19 protein-coding genes are annotated in these 22,373 nt (G+C 70.8%); 15 read left to right on the top strand and 4 right to left on the bottom strand.

What is annotated here, in order from left to right; translation table 11 throughout:
- Positions 1-715 (bottom strand): TerC/Alx family metal homeostasis membrane protein (locus tag RB628_RS33575; protein ID WP_318324402.1); only part of this gene is annotated, 715 nt, incomplete at its 3' end.
- A 257-nt stretch (positions 716-972) separates the two neighbouring features.
- Here RB628_RS33575 and RB628_RS33570 point away from each other — a divergent pair.
- Both RB628_RS33570 and RB628_RS33565 read left to right on the top strand, forming a co-directional pair.
- Positions 973-1,947, top strand: coding sequence for an alpha/beta hydrolase (locus tag RB628_RS33570; RefSeq protein WP_318324401.1), 975 nt, complete (start codon positions 973-975; stop codon positions 1,945-1,947).
- Positions 1,948-2,175: 228 nt separating this feature from the next.
- Positions 2,176-3,201, top strand: a complete 1,026-nt coding sequence (locus RB628_RS33565; RefSeq protein ID WP_318324400.1) for a helix-turn-helix domain-containing protein — start codon at positions 2,176-2,178, stop codon at positions 3,199-3,201.
- Positions 3,202-3,212: 11 nt separating this feature from the next.
- On the opposite strand, the gene RB628_RS33560 is transcribed toward RB628_RS33565, so the two are convergent.
- The gene (locus RB628_RS33560) at positions 3,213-4,601 is read right to left on the bottom strand and encodes a glycoside hydrolase family 43 protein (protein ID WP_318324399.1); all 1,389 of its coding nucleotides are present in this window, start codon (positions 4,599-4,601) and stop codon (positions 3,213-3,215) included.
- Between the two features lie 266 nt (positions 4,602-4,867).
- On the opposite strand from RB628_RS33560, the gene RB628_RS33555 reads away from it, so the two are divergent.
- The 4 genes from RB628_RS33555 (at position 4,868) to RB628_RS33540 (ending at position 9,020) form a co-directional block, all read left to right on the top strand.
- Positions 4,868-6,292 carry an amidase gene (locus RB628_RS33555; protein WP_318324398.1) on the top strand — a complete coding sequence of 475 codons (1,425 nt, stop codon included), beginning with the start codon at positions 4,868-4,870 and terminating at the stop codon, positions 6,290-6,292.
- Between the two features lie 21 nt (positions 6,293-6,313).
- A complete protein-coding gene (locus RB628_RS33550; RefSeq protein ID WP_318324397.1) occupies positions 6,314-6,538 on the top strand; it encodes a hypothetical protein in 225 nt (74 codons plus the stop codon).
- A gap of 156 nt (positions 6,539-6,694) precedes the next feature.
- Entirely contained in the window at positions 6,695-8,191 is a 1,497-nt protein-coding gene (locus RB628_RS33545; RefSeq protein ID WP_318324396.1) for an SPFH domain-containing protein, read from the top strand.
- A gap of 382 nt (positions 8,192-8,573) precedes the next feature.
- Complete coding sequence (locus RB628_RS33540) at positions 8,574-9,020, top strand: type II toxin-antitoxin system PemK/MazF family toxin (RefSeq protein ID WP_318324395.1); 447 nt, start codon at positions 8,574-8,576, stop codon at positions 9,018-9,020.
- A gap of 124 nt (positions 9,021-9,144) precedes the next feature.
- Here the strand turns inward: RB628_RS33540 and RB628_RS33535 are convergent, their stop codons facing one another.
- Positions 9,145-9,966 (bottom strand): TIGR02452 family protein, encoded by an 822-nt coding sequence (locus RB628_RS33535; protein ID WP_318324394.1) that lies wholly within the window; start codon positions 9,964-9,966, stop codon positions 9,145-9,147.
- 278 nt (positions 9,967-10,244) lie between these two features.
- Between RB628_RS33535 and egtA the strand changes: the two genes are divergently transcribed.
- From egtA to RB628_RS33510, 5 genes are all read left to right on the top strand, one after another.
- The gene (gene egtA / locus RB628_RS33530; protein WP_318324393.1) at positions 10,245-11,576 is read left to right on the top strand and encodes an ergothioneine biosynthesis glutamate--cysteine ligase EgtA; all 1,332 of its coding nucleotides are present in this window, start codon (positions 10,245-10,247) and stop codon (positions 11,574-11,576) included.
- A complete protein-coding gene (gene egtB, locus RB628_RS33525) occupies positions 11,573-12,895 on the top strand; it encodes an ergothioneine biosynthesis protein EgtB (protein ID WP_318324392.1) in 1,323 nt (440 codons plus the stop codon). The genes egtA and egtB overlap by 4 nt, the downstream gene beginning before the upstream one ends.
- Positions 12,895-13,686 carry an ergothioneine biosynthesis protein EgtC gene (gene egtC, locus RB628_RS33520; RefSeq protein ID WP_318324391.1) on the top strand — a complete coding sequence of 264 codons (792 nt, stop codon included), beginning with the start codon at positions 12,895-12,897 and terminating at the stop codon, positions 13,684-13,686. The genes egtB and egtC overlap by 1 nt, the downstream gene beginning before the upstream one ends.
- Positions 13,683-14,645, top strand: a complete 963-nt coding sequence (gene egtD, locus RB628_RS33515; RefSeq protein ID WP_318324390.1) for an L-histidine N(alpha)-methyltransferase — start codon at positions 13,683-13,685, stop codon at positions 14,643-14,645. Before egtC ends, egtD begins: the two co-directional genes overlap by 4 nt.
- A gap of 88 nt (positions 14,646-14,733) precedes the next feature.
- Positions 14,734-14,949 (top strand): dodecin, encoded by a 216-nt coding sequence (locus RB628_RS33510; RefSeq protein WP_318324389.1) that lies wholly within the window; start codon positions 14,734-14,736, stop codon positions 14,947-14,949.
- A 36-nt stretch (positions 14,950-14,985) separates the two neighbouring features.
- On the opposite strand, the gene RB628_RS33505 is transcribed toward RB628_RS33510, so the two are convergent.
- On the bottom strand, positions 14,986-15,477 hold the full coding sequence (locus tag RB628_RS33505; RefSeq protein WP_318324388.1) for an HAD family acid phosphatase: 492 nt from the start codon (positions 15,475-15,477) through the stop codon (positions 14,986-14,988).
- 206 nt (positions 15,478-15,683) lie between these two features.
- On the opposite strand from RB628_RS33505, the gene RB628_RS33500 reads away from it, so the two are divergent.
- The 4 genes from RB628_RS33500 to RB628_RS33485 form a co-directional block, all read left to right on the top strand.
- The gene (locus tag RB628_RS33500; RefSeq protein WP_318324387.1) at positions 15,684-15,962 is read left to right on the top strand and encodes a hypothetical protein; all 279 of its coding nucleotides are present in this window, start codon (positions 15,684-15,686) and stop codon (positions 15,960-15,962) included.
- 194 nt (positions 15,963-16,156) lie between these two features.
- Entirely contained in the window at positions 16,157-17,569 is a 1,413-nt protein-coding gene (locus RB628_RS33495) for a family 43 glycosylhydrolase (protein WP_318324403.1), read from the top strand.
- Positions 17,570-17,634: 65 nt separating this feature from the next.
- A complete protein-coding gene (locus RB628_RS33490) occupies positions 17,635-20,439 on the top strand; it encodes a beta-L-arabinofuranosidase domain-containing protein (protein ID WP_318324386.1) in 2,805 nt (934 codons plus the stop codon).
- Between the two features lie 203 nt (positions 20,440-20,642).
- The coding region (locus tag RB628_RS33485; RefSeq protein WP_318324385.1) for an MMPL family transporter at positions 20,643-22,373 on the top strand (1,731 nt) is incomplete at its 3' end.

Genomic DNA, 22,373 nt, shown 5'->3' with positions numbered 1-22,373 from the left:
GACCCATCAGGGCGAAGGCGTTGGCGGTGAAGACGATGTACGGGTCCTGGGTCAGCCCGTAGATGGCGGGGATGGAGTCAAGGGCGAACAGGACGTCCGTGGAGCCGATCGCGAGCATGACGACCAGCATCGGCGTCATGATCCGCTTGCCGTTCTGCACGACGAACAGCTTCGTACCGTGGTACCGGTCCGCGACACCGAACTTCCGCTCGGCCGACTTCAGCAGCTTGTTCTCCTCGTACTCCTCCTCGTGCGAGCCCTTCCTGGCGTCCTGGACCAGTTTCCAGGCGGTCCAGATGAGGAAGGCGCCGAAGATGTAGAACACCCACGAGAACGTGGAGATGATCGCCGCGCCCGCCGCGATGAACCCGGCCCGCAGCACGAGGGCGACCAGGACACCGACCATCAGCACGCGCTGCTGGTACTGCGAGGGCACCGCGAACCTGCCCATGATCAGGACGAAGACGAAGAGGTTGTCGACGCTCAGCGACTTCTCCGTGACGTACCCGGCGAAGAACTCACCGGTGGGCTTGGCTCCGCCGTAGAACAGCAGCCCGAGTCCGAACAGACAGGCGAGGACGACCCACACCACGGTCCAGGTGCCGGCCTCCTTGAGGGACACGTCGTGCGGCTTGCGGCCGATGAGGAAGTCGACGGCGACGAGGACGCACAGGGCGACGACAGTCAGCGTCCAGGCGGCGAATGAGACGTTCACAGGTACTCCAGAGGAAGGATGGACACCGGCAGCGTTGTCATCGCCAGTGATCACTTCCACCCCCATCCAGTGAACAAATGTTCAGTACCTGGCGAAATCCCGAGGTCACGGGTATGGATGCCGTTTCCGCGGGGGCGGGCCCGGCCGGGCCACCCGCCGGACGGCGGGCAAGTCCCGCCGGACGGCGGTGTGCCGGATCTCCGGGGATGCGCGGATCATCCTCGTACCCGCCGCACACAGCATGAGGAGCAGAGGCAATGACGCTTACGCCACCCCCGTTCGACCCGGAACTCGCCGCCGTCCTGGAAATGATCAAGGACACGCTGCCGCCCGGACTGACGATGGACGAGATCGAGGCCACGCGAAACGGCCCCGGTATCAAGATGCTGGCGGACATGGACCTGACGCTGGGCGGGGCCTTCGAGGTCGAGGACCGGGTCGTGCCGGGCCCCGAGAACGCTCCCGACATATCGCTGCTGATCTGCCGGCCGGTCGCTCCGGCGACAGACGGTCCGCTGCCCGTGATCTACCACGTCCACGGCGGCGGCATGGTGCTCGGCAACAACCGCGTCGGTGTGGACGCCCCGCTGCGCTGGGCCAGGGAGCTGGGTGCGGTCGTGGTGTCCGTGGAGTACCGGCTGGCGCCGGAGCACCCGCACCCGGCGCCCATCGACGACGTGTACGCCGGGCTGCTGTGGACCGCCGGACACGCCGGGGAGATCGGCGCCGATCCCGAGCGGATCGTCATCGCGGGCGCCAGTGCGGGCGGTGGCCTGTCGGCCGCACTGGCGCTGCTCCTCAGGGACCGCAAGGGTCCGCGGCCCCTCGGGCAGCTGCTGATGTGCCCGATGCTCGACGACCGCAACGACACCCCGTCCGCGCACCAGATGGCGGGCCTCGGCGTGTGGGACCGCACGGCCAACGACACGGGGTGGACCGCGTTGCTCGGCGAGCGGCGCGGCGACCCGGACGTGTCCCCGTACGCCGCCCCGGCCCGCGCGGAGGACCTGTCCGGACTGCCCCCGGCCTTCCTCGACGTCGGCTCCGCGGAGACGTTCCGCGACGAGGTCGTCGCCTACGCCACCCGCCTGTGGCAGGCCGGCGGAGCCGCCGAGCTGCACGTCTGGCCGGGCGGCTTCCACGGCTTCGACGGCTTCGCCCCCCAGGCGGTCCTGTCCCAGGCCTGCCAGGCGGCCCAGCTGGAGTGGCTGCGCAGGCTGCTCGCGGAATAGCAGGGCGGGTGCTCAGCGCCCCCGGGGAGCACGGGGGCGTGTCGACACATGCGGCTCGGCCGCGGAGTGCGACCGAGCCGCCCGCCGCTCCTCAGGGGCGCGGGGCAGGGGGCGCGGGGCCCCCACCGGGCCCGCAGCCGAAGACCCCCGCCGGGCCCGCAGGTGAAGGACCGCACAATCCGCGGAGCGGACTGCATGAAACCCGGTCCCATGGCGCACCATGGGGCCATGAAAGAGCTGGCGGGGCGGCTGACCGCACTGGATCCGGATGCCGGCGCCGCCGTCCGGGTCATCGCCTACTTCGATCGGCTGGCCGAGCACCGGGCCGGTCTTGAGGCGCTGGTGCGCGGGGTCGCCGTGCTGGCCGGGTGTCCGGCGCGGCTCGCCGATGCCGGGCGGCGGGTGCATCTGCGGGTCGAGACCGACGGGCGCCGCCGGGACAACGACCGGCCGCCGGACTCCGCCTGGCCGTCCGCCCCGCTGTCGCCGGACGGTGCCCCGGCGCTGTGGCTGGAGCGGGCGGGGGCGCCCAGCGTCGTCGACGCGGTGATCCTGGAACGGGCGGCGGCCGCCATCCGTCTCGTCCTCGACCGCACCCGAGGCCGCGCGCCGACGGCCCCGGCCGACGACCCGGCGCTCGTGGAGACCCTCCTCGACGCCACCGCCTCCGAGCAGGTACGGTTGCACGCGGCCCGGCGGCTGGGCCTGGACCCGGCAGCGCCGGCCCACGCGGTCGCCCCGCTCGACGGCCCGCCCCGTGTCCTCACCGCTTCCGCCTCCGCCCCGGACGAACCGGGCCGTGCGCGGCCGGCCGCCCTCCCGGCCGGCCGGGTCGGCGTCGGCCCCGCCGTGCCCGTGCTCGAACTGCCGGGCTCCTGGGCCGCCGCCCGGACCGCCCTCCGTTTCACCGCCGAGGGCACTCCGCACGCCCCCGGACCCCGGGTCGTGTACGCCGATGAGCTCGGCGGCATCGGGCTGCTCGCCGAGCTCGTCGTGCCGGGGGTCGATCCGCCGCCCGATGTCCAGGCGCTGGAGGCGGCCGTCGCTGACGCCCCCTGGATGCTGACGACGTTGCACGCCGTGGCCTCGACGGCGAGCCTGCGGGCTGCCGCCGTCGAGGTCAGTGTCCATCACTCCACGCTCCAGGACCGGTTGGGCCACGCCGAGGCGCTGCTCGGGTGGCCCGTCCGTACCCCGCAGGGCCGGCTCAGGCTGCAACTCGCCCTGACCATGCGGCATTTGGGGCGTTCGTAGCGGAACGGTGGCTACGCCCAGGCCGTCACCGGGACGAAGGAGCTGTCCTGGCGGAAGGTGTCCGTGCCGTCCGTCACGTCCACGCGCAGCTGGTAGTTGTAATGGCGCAGGAAGTAGCCCGGGTAGTTGTACGACTCGAAGCGCACCGACCCCGACGCAGTGCCCGTCCGGGCGATGAACGTGGCGTCCTTCGCGAAGGTGGACGTGCCGTCGTTGGCGTCGAAGCGGGCCCGGTAGTTGTTGTGGCGGAGGTAGTTGCCGGAGCTGTCGCGGAACGAGTAGCCGTTGCCGTCGGCGAGTCCCGCGACGACCGTGAAGGTGGACGCCTGCTTCAGCGCGGTGGTGCTGGAGCTGCTCACCACGGGGAGATTGAGCAGGGAGGACTGCACCTGCCAGTACCGCGTCGAGTAGTTGGCCGACCGGAAGGAACGCGTGACGCCCTGCGACAGGCTCGGGCCGCCACTGACCGTCTCCTTGACGACGGTGAAATGACGTGCCGTGCCGGAGATCCCGGGCAGCGCCTTGGGGGCGGTCCAGGTGGCGAACGTGTCGTAGCTGTCGCTGTAGTAGTAGTTCCCGTCGCCGTATCCGTCGAAGAAGATCCGCCAGGCGCCGTTGTCGAGCTGGATCACGGACGGGCCCTCGCGGTAGCTGCCCCAGCCGGCCCAGTTGCCGGTCTTCGAGATGGTGTAGGGGCCGGCGAGGCTGGTGGCGGTGGCGTACTCGATGTACTTCGTCGTCTCGTTCTTCGGGAACGCGTGATAGGTCGAGCCGATCTTCACGATGACCGTGTCGATGTGGTTCGCTCCGATGCCCGACAGTGCCACCGGTGAACTCCACGCCGTGAGCGCGGTGTTGGTCGCCCTGAGCAGGTACGGGGTGAAGATCCACTCGTCGCTGGTGACCGAGCAGGACACGATGATGTTCACGCCGCCGTCGCTGTCGACGAACCACTCGGGCGCCCACGCGCGGGACAGACCGGTGATCGGGACCGTGTAGTCGTACAGGAAGGTCCAGTTGACGCGGTCCGTGCTGCGGGCGAAGCCGATGGTGGTGCTGGTGTCCTGCCAGGTGTGCGTGGTGTAGGTGATGTAGTAGTAGCCGTTGGTGTGCTTGAAGATGCTCGCGTCGCGGATGCGGTTGCTGGGCGGGGTGTAGGCCGAGGACTGTACGAGCCGGAAGTCGGTGGCGTCGTCGGACTGGTAGACGTTCACCGTGCCGTCGGTGCTGTTGAGGAACGGCACGATGGTGTAGCGCGTGGCGGAGCCGCTGGGCGGGGCCGCCGCCGCGGCGGTGCCGAGCAGACCGGGCATCTCACCCAGGACGAGCGCCGAAACGGGAAGGGCGGCCAGCGCGCGCAGGAGGCTGCGGCGGGAGGGCGTGGGGCGGGGACTGGTCACGTGCGGCTCCTTGATGATCCAACCGACGGCTCTCCATGTTCGACATTGCGAACGCAGTTCGGTAAATCGGTCAGACCGTAAGTCCGAGTCGTGCACACGTCAATACTTGGGACACGCTCCGGACCTGTGAGCCTTCGCCCGGTCGCAGCACATTCGACATCTCGTACCGCACCGCCCCGCCAGCCGTTACCGTGCGGCAGGAAGCTGTGAAATCGCTATGGGGAACACGCCGGCGCGGCGCGACGGTGTGCGACGGAGGTGTCCGTATGACTGCCGAGCGTGCCGCCGGGCTCGTGGAGTGTGCCCGCGCGCTGGCCGACGGCGAGGTGACCTCGCGGGCGCTCGTCGAACAGGCCCTCGCCCGGATCGGGGCGACACAGGGCACCCTCAACGCCTTTCGGATCGTGCGGGCCGAGGCGGCGCTCGCCGAAGCCGACGCCGCCGACCGGGAGTTGGCGGCAGGAGGACGCCGCCCGCTGCTGGGCGTACCGGTGGCCGTGAAGGACGACACCGACGTGGCGGGCGAGCCGACCGCGTTCGGCTGCGCGGGCGAGTTCCCGCCGGTCACCGAGGACGGGGAGGCCGTACGGCGCCTGCGCGCGGCCGGCGTGATCGTCATCGGCAAGACCAACACCTGCGAGTTCGGCCAATGGCCCTTCACCGAGGGGCCGTCCTTCGGCGCGACCCGCAATCCCTGGCACCCCGACCACACCCCGGGCGGCTCGTCCGGCGGTTCGGCCGCCGCCGTCGCCGCGGGCCTGGTCCCCGCAGCCCTCGGCTCCGACGGCGCCGGCTCGGTGCGCATCCCGGCCTCCTGGACCCATCTGATCGGCATCAAGCCGCAACGCGGGCGCGTCTCGACCTGGCCACGCCCCGAGTCCTTCCAGGGCATCACGGTCAACGGCACCCTGGCCCGTACGGTCGCGGACGCGGCCCTCCTTCTGGACGCGGCGAGCGGCAACCACGTACGGGACCTCCACCAGCCGCCGGCCATCAGCGCGTCCGACGCGGCCGGCCGCGACCCCGGTCGGCTGCGCGTCGCGCTCTCGCTCAAGCCGCCGTTCACCGCGCTGCCCGCCCGGCTCCAGCCCGACGTACGGGCCCGGATCGTCCAACTCGCAGAGAAACTCGCCTCGTTGGGCCACACGGTCGAGGAGGCCGACCCGGCGTACGGGCAGATCGGGCTCACCTTCGTCCCACGCGCCACCGCCGGCATCGCCGAGCGGGTCCGCGAGGCCCCGTACCCCGCGCTCCTCGACCGGCGCACCCGGGACACCGCCCGGCTGGGCCGGCTGCTCGGCGGGCCCCCGCTGCGCCTGGCCCGGCGCGCGGAGGCCGCCCTGCACCGGCGGATCGGCGCCCTCTTCTCCTCGTACGACGTCGTCCTCGCGCCGACGACGGCCGCTCCCCCGCCGCGCATCGGCGCGTTGCTGCGGCTGAACGGTCTGGCGACCGACCGCGCGATGATCGCCGCCTGCCCGTACGCCTGGCCGTGGAACGTGCTGGGCTGGCCCGGAGTGAACGTCCCGGCGGGGTTCGTGGGTGAAGGGCTGCCGGTGGGCGCCCAGTTGCTCGGCCCGGCGAACAGCGAGCCGCTGCTCGTCTCCCTGGCCGCGCAGTTGGAGGCCGACCTGCGCTGGCACGAGCGCTGGCCGCCGTACGAACCGGTCTCCGACTCGACAGCGGCATAAGGAGGCTTCGGCCCGTACGCTGTGACCATGGACGACGCGGCGATGGTCGGCTTGACGGGGCGGGTGACGGGCACGATCGGACCGGGACTGGTCGGTGAGGTGATCGTCCGGGTGCGCGGTGGCGCCGAGCACTTCCTGGCGTATCCCGCCGTCGCGCAGGACCGTATCGAGCGGGGGACGGTGGTGATGGTCGTGGAGTACCTGCCGCCACGAACGGTCTACGTCACGGCCGCGTACGACAGTTGAGTCCGGCCGGATGCGCGGGCCGGCCACGTTCGTCTGCGAATGATCCCGTATGCGTCAAACCTGCAACAAGGATTCGTCAGCTTCTGTACCCCGGCCCCGCGCAGGAGCACCCTTGCGTTCGTCCGGTGCCGAAGGGGCACCAGTCCAAGGGGGCGTATGCCGATGTTCATCGGCGTCGTTGCGGGGGTCGCGGTAGGAGCGGTCCTCGTTCTCATCGGTGTGTTCAAGATGATGTGGCGGGTCGCCGAACCCAACGAGGCACTCATCATCTCCGGTTCCAAGCACAGGACCGAAGGCCTTGAGGAAGGCATGGGGTTCCGGATCGTCACGGGGCGCGGCACGCTCGTGCTGCCCGGGGTACAGGCGGTGCGCAAGATCTCGCTCGACCTCAACGAGACCGAACTGCACGTCGACTGCGTGACCACCCAGGGCATTCCGCTCAGAGTGCGGGGCGTGGTCATCTTCAAGGTGGGCGACGACTTCGTGTCGATCGCGAACGCGGGCCGCCGCTTCCTCGACCAGCAGAAGATGATGTCGGAGCGGGTGCACAACGTGTTCGCCGGTCATCTGCGGTCCATCGTCGGCGGGTTGACCGTCGAGGAGATGATCCGCGACCGGGAGAAGCTGACCGGGCAGACCCGGTCCGCGTGCGGCACGGAGATGGAGAAGCTCGGGCTGATCGTCGACTCCCTCCAGATCCACGAGATCGAGGACCCGACCGGGTACATCAAGAACCTCGCCATGCCGCACGCCGCCGCCGTTCAGCGGGACGCCCGGATCGCGCAGGCCGAGGCCAACCGGCTCGCCACCGAGGCCGAACAGAAGGCCGCGGCGCTGATGTCGGAGGCCACCCGGGACAGCGAGATCCTGCAGGCCGGGTACCAGGCGGAGCGCGACAAGGCGGCGGCGAAGGCCCGGCAGGCAGGACCGCTCGCCGACGCGGCCGCCCGGCAGGACGTCGTCGTCCAGGAGACGCGCATCGCCGAGCTCGACGCCCTCCGCCGCGAGCAGCAGCTCCAGGCGGACGTCCGCAAGCCGGCGGACGCGCAGGCCTACGAGACACGGGCGCGGGCCGAGGCCGAGCGAGACGCGCGTATCTCGGCGGCGCAGGCCAAGGCCAAGGAGACCGAGCTCGCGGCCGAGGCCGAGGCGAACCGGATCAAGACGGCCGCGAACGCCGAGGCCGAGGCGACCGAGGCGCGGGGTGCGGCCGCCGCCACGGCGACCAAGGCCACCGGTGAGGCCGAGGCCGCGGCGTCCCAGGCCAAGGGGCTCGCCGCCGCCGAGGCGACACGGGCGAAGGGGCTCGCGGAGGCGGAGGCCATCAAGGCACGGGCCGCCGCGCTCGCGGAGAACCAGGAGGCCGTGGTCGCCCAGCAACTCGCCGAGAACTGGCCGGAGATCGTGAAGGCCGGTGCGTCCGCGTTCGGCAGCGTGGACAACATGGTGGTGCTCAACGGTGCGGACGGTATGGCGGAGATGCTCGCCAAGGCGCTCACCATGGGCGGCGCGGGGCTGGGGCTGGCGCGGCAGTTGCTCGCGTCCATGAACCAGAACGGGCACACGGCCAACGGGACTTCGGCGCTCGATGGGGCGGCGGCGCCCGGCGTGCAGAAGGTGGCGGTGGAAAAGGTGGAGAAGGAGGAGGGGTGATGCGGTGAGGTGAGGTGCGGTGCGCAGGATCTCCAACTGCGCGGCGATCGGCTTGGTGAAGCCGCGGCAAGCCGATTCCGGCTCGGGCGCAGCCATATGGACTGCCTCTCGTTCTGCCTGACATACACGCCGCGTACCTGAAATACGGCGGTCCCCGCCACGGGCATCGTGCTTTACCTGCGGTGTCGGTTCGGCGTCCGGCGGGGCAGCGATCCCCGGGCACGGTCCAGACGCCGGCACCGCGTCACCGCCAGTGACACCGCACACGGGCTCTTCCCAAGGACCGGCCCGGACTCGTCCGCGCTCGTCACCGCTTCCCCCTCGGGGCCACGCGACGGCCCAGGATCCTCAGGAGTTCCAGAGACGCTCTAATGTGTGCCCCGTGACTGCCTTCACCGATGCCGATGTTCCGGGCCGCCATGGCCCCTCCGCCACCACCGAGGCCGATCCTCGCGATGTGGGGCGGGTGCGTACGGAGTACTCGCCCGCCCACGACGGAGATCCCGATCCCGGTGAGATCGTGTGGACCTGGGTCCCGTTCGAGGAGAACGACGGGCGGGGGAAGGACCGGCCGGTGCTGGTTGTCGCCCGCGAGGCCGGGGGGACGTTTCTCGCCGTGCAGTTGTCCAGTAAGCGGCATGACGGGGATCGGGAGTGGGTGCCGATCGGGAGCGGGCCCTGGGACCGTACCGGACGGGACTCGTGGGTCGACGTGGATCGGGTGCTGCGGCTGTTCGAGGACGGGATGCGGCGGGAGGCATGTGCGCTGGACCGGATGCGGTTCAACTCCGTTGTGCTGCGGTTGCGGGAGCAGTACGGCTGGAAGTGAGGGGTGGCGCGTGCGGGTGTGTGGGGGCTGGTCGCGCGGTTCCCCGCACCCCTGAGAGCCGCGTCCTAGTAGGGCTTTGTTAGGTACCCCGGGTGTTCGGTCAGGGATACCTAACAAAGCCCTACTAGGGGGCGCTTGTTTCGGCGAAGGCACGTTCGAAGGCTGCCCGCGTTGCCGTGTTCTTCGTGCGGTCCAGCACCGCGAACACGACCTTCTCGAATCTGCCCTCGAAGCGCCCGCCCACCAGCAGGTCTCTGAACGTGGCCGCCACCGTCGCCGGGTCGTTCCGGAAGACCCCGCAACCCCACGCGCCCAGTACCAGGCGGCGGTAGCCCTCTGCCGCCGCCGTTTCCAGGACACGTTCCGCCCGTGATGTCAGGGCCTGGGGGATGTCCGGCGCCCGCTCGGGCGCCGTTCGTCGTACGACCCCCGCGTTCGGGGCCGCCGACGTCAGGAAGCCCGCCGTGTACGGGGCGTCCAGGAGGCGGCCCCGGTCGTCGCGGAAGACCGGGACCCCCGGTGAGTGGATGACGCGGCCCGTGTAGAACGGGTCGCGGTGGGTGCGGTGGTGGTAGTAGAACTCACGCACCCCCGTCAGGCAGGTGTACAGCGCCGAGGCTCGGCACAGGGCCTCTTCCTGGGCCTGGGCGCCGTTCAGGTAGCCACCGCCCGGGTTGCGTGCCGAGGAGAAGTTCAGGACCGCCACCGGGCCGGGGAGACGGCGCGCGGCCTCCAGGCTGCTCTCGGCGGTGACCTCGAAGGACGTGTCCAGCGGTGCGGCAGCCGGGGGGACCTCCAGCGGGCCCGGGCCGTACAGGCGGGTGCCCGCGCGGGCGGCCTCGATCGCCGCGGCGATTCGCACCTCGCGTCCGTCGGACGCGCGATCGGAACCGGCCGCGACGATCTCCTCCGTACCACGGGCGAGATCGCGCAGGCGGGCGCTCATGGCGCCACCCCCGTGTGCGCCATGACCGTGCCTGGTACTCGCTCCCCCGCCGTGCTCATGCAGGCATCGTGGGCGATGCTGGTCGGGCGGTGCAACAGAGTTTCCCGGGCCGGCGAACGGCCCGGAAACACCACGGAAACGGAGATCCATCGTCCTGAAAGTGCCCATGTGCACCCTTGTGCGATTCGGCGCGAGGGGTTTGGGTGGGACGAGAGTTGCCTGTCCGGCCCACCCCAAGCCGGGCCGGCGGCATGGTGGAATCTCAGGAGGATCCCGACATGTCCGATGCGACTGCTGCCTCTTCGGCGAGCGGCTGTACGAAACGCCGCACCGCTCTCTCCGAGGCCGAGGTCGAAGCCCTCGTCCGGGGAATCTGCTTCAAGACCGGACCGCCCCGCACCCTCGGTGTCGAGGTGGAATGGCTCGTCCACGAGCTGCGGCAGCCGCAGCTCCCCGTGACACCCGCACGGCTCGAAGCGGCCTACGCTTCCCTGCGGACCCTGCCTCTCAGGTCGGCGCTCACCGTCGAACCGGGCGGTCAGCTGGAGCTCAGCTCCGCTCCCGCCGTTTCCCTGATGGAGTGCGTCGGGTCCGTCTCCGCCGACCTGGACGCCGTCCGGGCGGTACTGCGCAAGGACAATCTCGGTCTCGTCGGCATCGGCCAGGATCCCTGGCACCCGCCCCGCCGCTTCCTGCGCGAGCCGCGCTACGACGCCATGGAACGCTGCCTCGACCGCACGGGTCCGGCCGGCCGCGCCATGATGTGCACCTCGGCCTCCGTGCAGGTGTGCCTCGACGCGGGTCACGAGGAGCCGGGCCCCCTCGGGCACGGACGGCGCTGGTGGCTCGCCCACCAGCTCGGCGCGGTCCTGGTGGCCGCCTTCGCCAACTCCCCGCTCGCCCGGCGCAGCCCCACCAGCTGGCGTTCCACCCGGCAGATGCTGTGGATGGAGATCGGCGCCGGACGGGCAGGGGCACCACCGCTGGACGTCGACCCGCGGCAGGCGTGGGCCCGGCATGTGCTCGACGCCCCGGTGATGTGCGTCCGCCGGGACGGCGGGCCGTGGGACGTGCCGGAGGACGGGCTGACGTTCCGGGAGTGGATCCGTTCGGGGGTGCCCCGGCCGCCGACGCAGGAGGATCTCGACTACCACCTGACGACGCTCTTCCCGCCGGTCCGGCCGCGCGGCCATCTCGAACTGCGGATGATCGACGCACAGCCCGGCGACGACGGCTGGATCGTCCCGCTCGCCGTCACGGCCGCGCTCTTCGACGACCCCGAGGCCGCCGAGCGGGCCTACCGCGCGGTCAAGCCGCTCGCCGAGCGCGCCCAGCCGGGGCCCGCCCCGCACAATCCGCTGTGGGCCGACGCGGCCCGCTACGGCCTGACCGACCCGGAGCTGCACGAGGTGGCCCTCGTCTGCTTCTCGGCCGCCCTGGAGGCCCTGCCCCGGCTCGGCGCGAGCCAGGAGGTCGTCGACGCCGTCGCCACGTACACCGACCGCTATGTCATCCAGGGCCGTTGCCCCGCCGACGACCTGCTCGACAGCCTGCGCGGCACGGACCGGCGCGCGCACGGGGCTTCGTACGGGAAGGACCTCCGCACATGACCGACCCTGCCCTGGACCCGGAGTCGCTCCGGGAGCGCGCCCTCGCCGCGCTCATCACCGCGCGGGAGCGGACAGCGCTCCTCACCTCCGTGGACGATCCCGAACTCACCGCCCAGCACTCACCGTTGATGTCCCCACTGGTGTGGGACCTCGCGCACATCGGCAACCAGGAGGAGATGTGGCTGCTGCGCGCGGTCGCCGGGCGGGAGGCGATGCGGCCCGAGATCGACGGCCTGTACGACGCCTTCGAGCACCCGCGCTCCGAACGGCCCTCACTGCCGCTGCTGCCACCCGCCGAGGCCCGTAAGTACGCGGCGGAGGTGCGCGGTCGGGCGCTGGACGTGCTGGAGAGCGCCGCGTTCGAGGGCACGGGTGCCCGACTGACCGAGGCCGGGTTCGTTTTCGGGATGATCGCCCAGCACGAACAGCAGCACGACGAGACGATGCTGATCACCCATCAGCTGCGGAGGGGGCCGGCGGTTCTCCGCGCGCCTGACCCCGAGCCCGCTCCCCCGTTCACCGGTCCGGCCGAAGTCCTGGTCCCCGGTGGACCGTTCACCATGGGTACCTCGACCGAGCCGTGGTCCCTGGACAACGAACGGCCCGCGCACCGGCGCGAGGTGGCGTCGTTCTTCATCGACACGACTCCGGTGACGAACGCCGCCTACCGGGCGTTCATCGACGACGGGGGTTACGACGACCCCCGCTGGTGGACCCCGGACGGCTGGGCGCACGTCCGCGGGTACTCGCTGCACGCGCCGCTGTTCTGGTTCCGGGACGGCGGGCAGTGGCTGCGGCGGCGGTTCGGGGTCACCGAGGTGGTGCCGCCCGACGAGCCGGTCGTGCACGTCTGCTGGTACGAGGCGGACGCGTACGCCCGCTGGGCCGGGCGCCGGCTGCCCTCCGAGGCGGAGTGGGAGAAGGCCGCGCGGTACGACCCGGCGACCGGCCGCTCGACGCGTTACCCGTGGGGCGACGCCGACCCGGCACCCGAGCACGCCAACCTCGGTCAGCGGCATCTGCGTCCGGCGCCCGCCGGGAGCTATCCGGCCGGGGAATCGCCGCTCGGGGTACGGCAGTTGATCGGTGACGTGTGGGAGTGGACGGCCAGCGACTTCCTGCCGTACCCGGGGTTCGGCGCGTTCCCCTACAAGGAGTACTCGGAGGTGTTCTTCGGGCCCGAGCACAAGGTGCTGCGTGGTGGCTCGTTCGCCGTGGACGCGGTGGCCTGCCGGGGGACGTTCCGCAACTGGGACTATCCGATCCGGCGGCAGATCTTCTCCGGGTTCCGCACCGCCCGCACCCCGGAGGCCGTCTGATGTGTCGTCAACTGGCTTTTCTGGGGCCCCCTGAGGCGATCGGGAGTGTGGTGGTGGAGCCGCCGCACGGGCTGTACCAGCAGTCGTGGGCGCCCCGGCGCCAGCGCTACGGGACGGTCAACGCCGATGGTTTCGGGGTCGGTTGGTACGCGGAGGGCGATCCGGTGCCCGCCCGTTACCGGCGTGCCGGGCCCGTCTGGGCGGACCAGTCCTTCGCCGACCTCGCCCGGGTCGTGCGGACCACCGCGCTGCTCGCCGCCGTGCGGGACGCGACGCTGGCGGGCGCCGACGGGGAGGCCGCGGCGGCGCCGTTCGCCGCCGGTGCCTGGCTGTTCGGGCACAACGGGGCGGTCGCCGGCTGGCCGGGGTCCCTCGCGCCCCTCGTACAGGCCCTGCCCGGCGAGGAGTTGCTGTCGATGGAGGCGCGCTCCGACTCGGCGCTCCTGTGGGCGCTGGTGCTGCACCGGCTGCACGCCGGTGACGACGTCGGGCGGGCGCTGGCCCGCACGGTCCTGGAGGTCGACGCGGCCGCCCCCGGCTCCCGCCTCAACCTGCTGCTGACCGACGGCACGACGATCGCGGCGACCACCTGGGGCGACACCCTCTTCCACCTGACCGGGCCCGGTCCCCGCACGGTGGTGGCGTCCGAACCGTACGACGACGATCCCCGCTGGCAGGAGGTACCCGACCGCACCCTCCTCATCGCGAGCCGCACCGAGATTCGGCTCACCCCGCTCCAGGACATGAGCGACGACCTGGCATCCGTACCACCCGAGGAGCTTCGTACGTGAGTCCGTTCCTGGTCACCCGCACCCTGCCCGAGGACGCCACGGAGGCCGCCCTGCGCGCCGACGTTCTCCACGGGCTCACCCGCACCCCCAAGACACTCCCGCCGAAGTGGTTCTACGACACTCACGGCAGCGAACTCTTCGACAAGATAACCGAGTTGCCCGAGTACTACCCGACCCGGGCCGAGCGCGAGATCCTTCTCGCCCGGGCCGGGGAGATCGCCGCCGCGACCGGTGCGCGCACGCTGGTCGAGCTTGGTTCCGGCTCGTCGGAGAAGACACGGCACCTGCTGGACGCACTGCCGGAGCTGGACACCTATGTCCCGGTCGACGTCAGTGAGAGCGCGCTGCGGCAGGCGGGCGAGGCGCTGATCGCCGAGCGGCCCGGGCTCGGCGTGCACGCCCTGATCGCCGACTTCACCGGCGGCCTGGCCCTGCCGGGCACGCCCGGGCCCCGGCTGGTGGCGTTTCTCGGCGGCACGATCGGCAACCTGCTGCCCGCCGAGCGGGCCACGTTCCTGTCCTCGGTCCGCTCCCTGCTGTCGCCCGGCGACGCGCTGCTGCTTGGCACGGATCTGGTCAAGGACGAGTCGGTGCTGGTCCCGGCGTACGACGACACGGCGGGTGTGACGGCCGCGTTCAACAAGAACGTGCTGACCGTCGTCAACCGCGAACTCGGCGCCGACTTCGATCCCGACGCGTTCGATCACGTGGCTTTGTGGGACTCGGGAAACGAGTGGATCGAGATGCGGTTGCGCTCGCTCGCCGAGCAGACCGTGAAGATCCCCGCGCTCGGCCTCACCGTGGACTTCGCGGTGGGCGAGGAGATGCGTACGGAGGTGTCGGCGAAGTTCAGGAAGGAGGGTGTGGGCGCCGAACTGGCCGGCGCCGGGCTGGAGCCGACCCGGTGGTGGACGGACCGCCAGGGCCGTTTCGCCCTGTCGCTGAGCGTCGCCCACTAGCGACACCTCGCGGACCACCGTCACATGGGGCACGGTGGAACGTGGAATGCCGCCAGCAACACCCAGCACGGCGAAGAGGAGTACCCGCATGACCAACCACACGTACCGGGTCACCGAGATCGTCGGTACCTCGCACGAGGGCGTCGACCAGGCCATCCGCAACGGCATCACCCGGGCCTCGCAGACCCTGCGCAACCTGGACTGGTTCGAGATCACGCAGGTCAGGGGCCAGATCGTGGACGGGCAGATCGAGCACTACCAGGTCGGCCTGAAGGTCGGTTTCCGGCTGGAGGACGGCGAGTGACCGCCGTGGACCACTTACTCGGGCCCGGCCCTCCGCTCAGGTCCGGCCCTCACCCTCCTGTGCCTCCTTCAGTGCGCCGGACTCGGCCGTCCAGCGGGCCCGTACGACGCTGAAGCCCGCGCGTTCCGCGTCCTGGCAGACGAGTTCGTCGTCGTCCACCAGGACGCGGATCTCGTGGTCCCGGGCGAGACGGCGCAGTGTCTCCAGCTTGGTGCTGCGGGCGGGCCTGCGGTCGTCGTTGCGCCGCATCCAGACGCGGCCCTCGGGCAGTCCCTGCGCGGCGAGCCAGGCGACCGTGTCCCGGCGGCAGCGCTCGGGCCGGCCGGTGAGATAGACGACCTCGCACTCCCGCGCGCTGTCCAGGGCCAGCGCCACGCCCTCGGGGAGCGGTGGGTCGTGCGGCGCCGCGGCGAAGAACGCCTGCCAGTCACGCGGTGCGCGCTCCAGGAACCGCTGGCGGTGCGCGGTGTCGGCGAGCGTGTTGTCGAGGTCGAACACGGCGAGCGGTCTGCTGCTGTTCTGCGTCACACTCCCTGACCCTAGTCAGACCCGGCAACCTCCGACGCGCCGGCGGCCACTCCTCTGCGACAGAGCCGAGACAGAGGCGGGGGCCGTACATGCGCAACGCAGCGATCCGGACGGGCACGGCGGTACCGGGCACGGCGTTGATGACAGTGGGGATGCTCGCAGGCACCGCCGGGAGGCGAGTGCGACGACGCTCGTCGTGGCGGCCAATGGCGACGACCCGGCGCCGGGCACGCTCGCGCACCTCCGCCAACCTGTCGGTCGCCGACGGACGGGCCGTCACCCTCGGGTGCGCCACCGTCTCCACCGGCAACTCCTCGAACCTTGGCTGCGCTTGGAACACCGCGTCGGCCCTGAGTACCGATCCGGCAGCCATCACGGGTGCGCGTCGCACGGACGGTTCGCTGCTCGCCGCCCCGAACTTCCTGGTCCCGCGCGCGGGAACGGACATCGGCGCCCGCTTCCAGGCGATCTTCAGGGGGGCGTAAGCGGTCAACCGAATTCAACCTGTCGGAAACATTGACTCACTCACGCCCCCTACCTATCTTTCGGTCGAACCTCCGTACACCGTTCTATATATCGAACAATGCGGCCAGGAACAGGCCGCTGAAGGAGACTCGCCGTGGACCGCACCCGCAGCAGCTCGACCAGCAGACGTACGCTCCTCAAGGCCTGCACGGCCCTGGTCGTCGCCGTGACCGTGCCCGCCGTCGTCGGCACCCCGGCGTTCGCCGCCGTCCCGGCCTCCCCCGCCGTCACCTTCACCAACCCGGTCGCCGAGCAGCGCGCCGACCCGCACATCCACAAGCACACCGACGGCTACTACTACTTCACCGCCACGGTTCCCGCGTACGACAAGATCGTGATGCGCCGGGCCACCACGCTCCAGGGGCTCGCGACCGCCGCCGAGACGACCATCTGGACCAAGCACACCAGCGGCGAGATGGGCGCCCACATCTGGGCTCCGGAGATCCACTTCATCGACGACAAGTGGTACGTGTACTTCGCGGCCGGCGCCGCGAACGACATCTGGAAGATCCGCCCGTACGTCCTGGAGAGCTCGGCCGCCAACCCGATCACCGGGGCCTGGACCGAGAAGGGCCGTATCGCACTGCCGCTGGACACCTTCTCGCTCGACGCGACCACCTTCGTGGTGAACGGCACCCGCTATCTGAGCTGGGCGCAGAACGACCCGGCCGTCGGCACCGGCACCAACCTCTACCTCGCCAAGCTGGCCAACCCCTGGACGATCAGCGGCACTCCGGTGATGATCTCCTCGCCGAGCTACGCGTGGGAGACCATCGGCCACCGGGTCAACGAGGGGCCGGCCGTCATCCAGCGGAACGGCAAGGTCTTCATGAGCTTCTCGGCGAGCGCCACCGACGCCAACTACTGCCTGGGCCTGCTGACCGCGTCCGCCTCCGCAGATCTGCTCAACCCGGCGTCCTGGACGAAGAGTTCGCAGCCGGTGTTCGCCAGCAACGCCTCGACCGGGCAGTACGGGCCGGGCCACAACACCTTCACGGTGTCGGAGGACGGCAAGTCCGACGTCCTCGTCTACCACGACCGGAACTACAAGGACATCAGCGGCGACCCGCTCAACGACCCCAACCGCCGCACCCGTTACCAGAAGCTGTACTGGAACGCCGACGGCACCCCGAACTTCGGCATCCCGGTCTCCGACGGGGTCACCCCGGTCCGCTTCTCGTCGTTCAACTACCCGGACCGGTACATCCGGCACTGGGAGTACCGGGCGAGGATCGAGGCGAACGTCAGCAACCTCGCCGACTCGCAGTTCCGGGTCGTCACCGGGCTGAGCGGCTCCGGGACCGTCTCCCTGGAGTCGGCGAACTTCCCCGGCTACTACCTCCGGCACAAGAACTACGAGCTGTGGGTGGAGAAGAACGACGGCACCGCCACCTTCCTGGCCGACGCCTCCTTCACCCGGCGGGCGGGCCTCGCCGACTCGGCCGGGGTGTCCTTCGAGTCGTACAACTTCCCGGGCCGTTACATCCGGCACTACAACAGCCTGCTCCAGCTCCAGCCGATCAGCACCTCTGTCGACAAGCAGGACGCGACCTACTACGCCGAGTAGCCCGCCCCGCCACCCCACCCCCGCTCACCGCAAACTCCCCGTATCCCCGCAGAGACGAGGAACGCATGACCCGCCACCTCTCCAGACGGTTCCTGCTCCAGAGCGCGATACTGGCCGCCGCCGCGCCCGCGTTCGCCCACGCCGCCTCCGGCAGGGCCGCGGCGGCGGCCCTGCCCGCGCCGTCCGCCTGGACGCTCCGCCCCTTCGAACTCAAGGACGTCTCACTCGGCCAGGGCGTCTTCGCGAGCAAGCGCCAGCTGATGCTGGACCACGGGCGCGGCTACGACGTGAACCGCCTGCTCCAGGTGTTCCGTGCCAACGCGGGCCTCTCCACCGGCGGCGCGGTCGCCCCGGGCGGCTGGGAGGGCCTGGACGGCGAGGCCAACGGCAATCTCCGCGGCCACTACACCGGCCACTTCCTGACCATGCTGTCGCAGGCGTACGCGAGCACCGGCGACCAGGCGTACGCCGACAAGATCCGGACCATGGTCGGCGCACTCACCGACGTACGCGCCGCCCTGCGCAGCGACCCGCGCATGCTCGGCGTCACCGGGAAGTGGGGCGGCGCGCACGAGAACGTCCGGGGCTCGTACCAGTACATCGACCTGCCGGCCGCCGTACTCGGCGGTGCCTCGGCGATCACCCTGTCGGTCTGGGTGAAGCCCACCCACGACGCCAACTGGCAGCGGGTATTCGACTTCGGCAACGACACCAGCCGTTACATGTACCTGGCCGGCCGCAACGGGAGCGGAGTACCGCGCTTCGCCATCACCACCAGCGGACCGGGCGGGGAGCAGGCCCTCAACGGCACCGCCGCGCTGCCGCTGAACCAGTGGAGCCACCTGGCGGTGACCATCTCCGGCAGCACGGGGACTCTCTACGTCAACGGCACCGCCGTCGCCCAGAACACCTCGATGACCCTCAGCCCTTCGGTACTGGGCACCCTGACGAACAACTGGCTGGGCCGCTCGAACTACTCCTCCGACCCGGTGTTCGCGGGCGCCTTCGACGAGTTCAACGTCTGGTCACGGGCGCTGACCGCGGCCGAGATCACCTCGCTGCAGACCAAGGAGGCCAAACTCTCCTCCGCGGGGCTCGGCGACCTCGCGTCGTACTACTTCTTCGTCACCAGCGGCGGTACGTTCGCCGACGCCTCCGGACGCGGGCTGACCGCCACCCTGCGCCGCACCTGGGGCGGGCCGAGCCACGCCGGGTTCCTCGCCGCGTACCCGGAGACGCAGTTCATCGACCTGGAGTCGAGGACCAGCCCGGACTACACCAGGGTGTGGGCTCCCTACTACACCGCGCACAAGATCCTCAAGGGCCTGCTGGACGCGTACCTCGCCACGGACGACGCCCGGGCGCTCGACCTCGCGTCCGGCATGTGCGACTGGATGTACTCCCGGCTCTCCAAGCTGCCCCAGGCCACCCTTCAGCGGATGTGGGGCATCTTCTCCAGCGGCGAGTTCGGCGGCATCGTCGAGACGATCGTCGACCTGTACTCGATCACCGGCAAGGCCGACCACCTCGCGCTGGCCAAGCTGTTCGACCTCGACAAGCTCATCGACGCGTGCGCGGCGGACACCGACACGCTCGACGGACTGCACGCCAACCAGCACATCCCGATCTTCACCGGCCTGGTCCGGCTGTACGACGCCACGGGCGAAACCCGCTACCTCACTGCCGCGAAGAACTTCTGGGGGATGGTCGTCCCCCACCGGATGTTCGGCATCGGCGGTACCAGCACGGCCGAGTTCTGGAAGGCCCGCGGAATCGTCGCGGGCACGATCAGCGACACCAGCGCCGAGACCTGCTGCGCTTACAACCTGCTCAAGCTGAGCCGGATGCTGTTCTTCCACGAGCAGGACCCGAAGTACATGGACTACTACGAGCGAGGCCTGTACAACCAGGTCCTCGGCTCGAAGCAGGACAAGGCCGACGCGGAGAAGCCCCTCGTCACGTACTTCATCGGCCTGACGCCCGGTCATGTCCGTGACTACACGCCCAAGCAGGGGACGACCTGCTGCGAGGGCACCGGTATGGAGAGCGCCACGAAGTACCAGGACTCGGTGTACTTCAAGTCGGCCGACGGCGGCTCCCTGTACGTCAACCTGTACAGCGCCTCCACCCTGACCTGGGCCGAGAAGGGCGTCACCGTCACCCAGACCACCGGGTATCCACAGGAGCAGGGCACCACGCTCACGTTCGGGGGCGGCAGCGCGACCTTCGCACTGCGGCTGCGGGTGCCGGTCTGGGCGACGGCCGGGTTCGGGGTGACCGTCAACGGGCAGGCGGTGAACGGGACTCCGGTCGCCGGGAGCTACTTCGCGGTGTCCCGGACCTGGCAGAGCGGGGATGTCGTACGGATCAGTGTGCCGTTCCGGCTGCGGGTCGAGAAGGCGCTCGACGACCCGTCACTCCAGACCCTCTTCTACGGGCCGGTGAACCTGGTCGCGCGCAGTGCGAGCACCGGCTATCTGTCCTTCGGGCTGTACCGGAACGCGGCACTCTCGGGCGACCTGCTGCCCTCCCTCACTCCGGTGAGCGGCAAGCCGCTGCACTACACGCTGAACGGCACCGGGTTCGCGCCCTTCTCCGAGGGGACCGAGGACCCGACGCACGCCTATGTCCGGCGCGCCGAACCGACGGTGGTGTTCGGGACGATCGACTCCGGGGTCGCCAATCCGGCGAAGTCCGACGGCACCACGCTGCTCGACGAGATCTGGGCCGGGGCGCCCTTCGCGAACAAGGCGGCGCTGGTCACGCGGGTGCGGTCGACGGTGACGTCGTGGGTGTCGGCGGGGCTGCTCACGCAGGCGGCGGGCAACACGGTGGTGAGCACGGCGGAGCAGGCGTCCTACGTGGCCTGATCACGTCGCAGGCATCCTGATCGTCGCGGGCGGTACCCCTACCCGAGGGGTACCGCCCGTCGTGCGCGCGGATGACCGGCGCACCCGCGTGTACTGCGTTCTTCGTACCCGCGATTGTCGGCAGGTGCACGACGACGGGAGGGGGTCGGCCCCGGGAGCCTTGTCAGGTACCCGAGATCCGATGATGTGGAGACCTCCCCCTCGTGGCCACCTTCCTGTACAAGCTGGGCCGACTGGCCTTCCGACGGCGCTGGTACGTCGCCCTGATGTGGGTGGCGGTGCTCGCCGCCGTCGGTGCCGGTGCCGCGACCGCGCCCGCCGCTCCCGACGCGGACAACTCGATGCCGGGGATCGAGTCCCAGAAGGCGTTCGACCTGATGGACCAGCGGTTCCCCGGCTCCGACGCGCACGGCGCGAACGCCCGGGTGGTGTTCGTCGCCCCCGGCGGCGAGAAGGTCACCGCCACCGAGAACCGGGCGGTCATCGAGAAGTTCGTGGGCGCGGTGGCCGACGGTTCACAGGTCGCGTCCGCCGCGGACCCCTTCCAGGCCCGGGCGGTGAGCAAGGACGCCTCGACGGCGTACGCCACCGTCAACTACAAGGCGAAGCCCGACGATCTCACCGACGCCACCAAGAACCACCTCAGGGACGCCATCAAGGAGGCACAGGGCTCGGGGCTGACCGTCGAGGTGGGCGGTACGGCGCTGGCGACGACGCCGTCCGCGGGCGGTGCGGCCGAGGCGATCGGTATCGCCATCGCGGCCCTCGTCCTGCTGGTGACCTTCGGTTCACTGGCCGCCGCCGGACTGCCGCTGCTGACCGCGGTCATCGGGGTGGGCGTCAGCATGGCCTCGATCCTGGCGCTGAGCAGCGCGCTCGGTCTGTCGTCGACCACCGGGACGCTCGCCAGCATGCTGGGCCTGGCCTGCGGTATCGACTACGCGGTGTTCATCGTCTCCCGGTACCGGGAGGAGCGCGGCAAGGGGCACAGCCCGCAGGAGGCCGCCGCCCTCGCGTCCGGTACCGCCGGTTCGGCGGTCGTCTTCGCCGGTCTCACCGTCGTCATCGCGCTGGCCGGCCTCATGGTGGTCGGTGTGCCGATGCTGACGAAGATGGGGCTCGCCGCCGCCGGCGCGGTCGGTGTCGGTGTGCTCGTCGCGCTGACACTGGTCCCGGCCCTGGTGGGCTTCTGGCCGAACGCCCTCCTCTCGCGCTCCGCCCGCAGGACGGGGCAGATCAAGGAGGCCGGTGAGCACAACGGCGGCACCCGCTGGGCCCGGCTCGTACTGCGCCGCCCGATCCCGGTGCTGATCGCCTCCGTGATCGGCCTCGGCGCCCTCGCGATACCCGTGATGGACCTCCAGCTGGGTACGTCCGGCGACGAGGCCAAGCCGACCTCCACCACCGAGCGCCGCGCCTACGACGACCTCGCGAAGGCCTTCGGCCCCGGCTTCAACGGCCCCCTGACGATCGTCGTGGACGCCGGGGGAGCTGCCGACGCCAAGGGCGCGGTGGCGACGATCTCCGAGAAGATCGCCGCCACCAAGGGGGTCGTGTCGGTCTCCCAGGCCCGCTTCAACCCCGCCGGCGACACGGCGGTCTTCTCCGCCGTCCCGGCCGACGCGCCGACCAGCACGAAGACGCAGGACCTCGTGAAGACGATCCGGTCCGAACGGCCGGCGACGGTGGCCGGTACGGACGCGGAGTTCAGCGTCACCGGCACCACGGCCGCGAACATCGACATCGCCCAGAAGATGCAGGACGCGCTGGTCCCGTATCTGATCGTGGTCGTGGGTCTGGCCATCGTGCTGCTCCTGCTGGTCTTCCGGTCGATCCTCGTGCCGGTCAAGGCGGCTCTCGGCTTCCTCCTGTCGGTGCTGGCGGCACTCGGTTCCGTCATCGCGGTCTTCCAGTGGGGCTGGGGCGCGGAACTG

The sequence above is a fragment of the Streptomyces sp. ADMS genome (assembly GCF_033441795.1).
GTDB lineage: Bacteria > Actinomycetota > Actinomycetes > Streptomycetales > Streptomycetaceae > Streptomyces.
This window is presented reverse-complemented; position numbering and strand designations above follow the sequence as displayed.

What these genes read in the sequence shown, in the direction of transcription:
- RB628_RS33570 (WP_318324401.1), top strand. Translation starts at nt 973, where the DNA reads ATGACGCTTACGCCACCCCCGTTCGACCCGGAACTCGCCGCCGTCCTG.
- RB628_RS33565 (WP_318324400.1), top strand. Translation starts at nt 2,176, where the DNA reads ATGAAAGAGCTGGCGGGGCGGCTGACCGCACTGGATCCGGATGCCGGC.
- RB628_RS33555 (WP_318324398.1), top strand. Translation starts at nt 4,868, where the DNA reads ATGACTGCCGAGCGTGCCGCCGGGCTCGTGGAGTGTGCCCGCGCGCTG.
- RB628_RS33545 (WP_318324396.1), top strand. Translation starts at nt 6,695, where the DNA reads ATGCCGATGTTCATCGGCGTCGTTGCGGGGGTCGCGGTAGGAGCGGTC.
- RB628_RS33535 (WP_318324394.1), bottom strand. Translation starts at nt 9,966, where the DNA reads ATGAGCGCCCGCCTGCGCGATCTCGCCCGTGGTACGGAGGAGATCGTC.
- egtA (WP_318324393.1), top strand. Translation starts at nt 10,245, where the DNA reads ATGTCCGATGCGACTGCTGCCTCTTCGGCGAGCGGCTGTACGAAACGC.
- egtB (WP_318324392.1), top strand. Translation starts at nt 11,573, where the DNA reads ATGACCGACCCTGCCCTGGACCCGGAGTCGCTCCGGGAGCGCGCCCTC.
- egtC (WP_318324391.1), top strand. Translation starts at nt 12,895, where the DNA reads ATGTGTCGTCAACTGGCTTTTCTGGGGCCCCCTGAGGCGATCGGGAGT.
- RB628_RS33510 (WP_318324389.1), top strand. Translation starts at nt 14,734, where the DNA reads ATGACCAACCACACGTACCGGGTCACCGAGATCGTCGGTACCTCGCAC.
- RB628_RS33500 (WP_318324387.1), top strand. Translation starts at nt 15,684, where the DNA reads ATGGCGACGACCCGGCGCCGGGCACGCTCGCGCACCTCCGCCAACCTG.
- RB628_RS33490 (WP_318324386.1), top strand. Translation starts at nt 17,635, where the DNA reads ATGACCCGCCACCTCTCCAGACGGTTCCTGCTCCAGAGCGCGATACTG.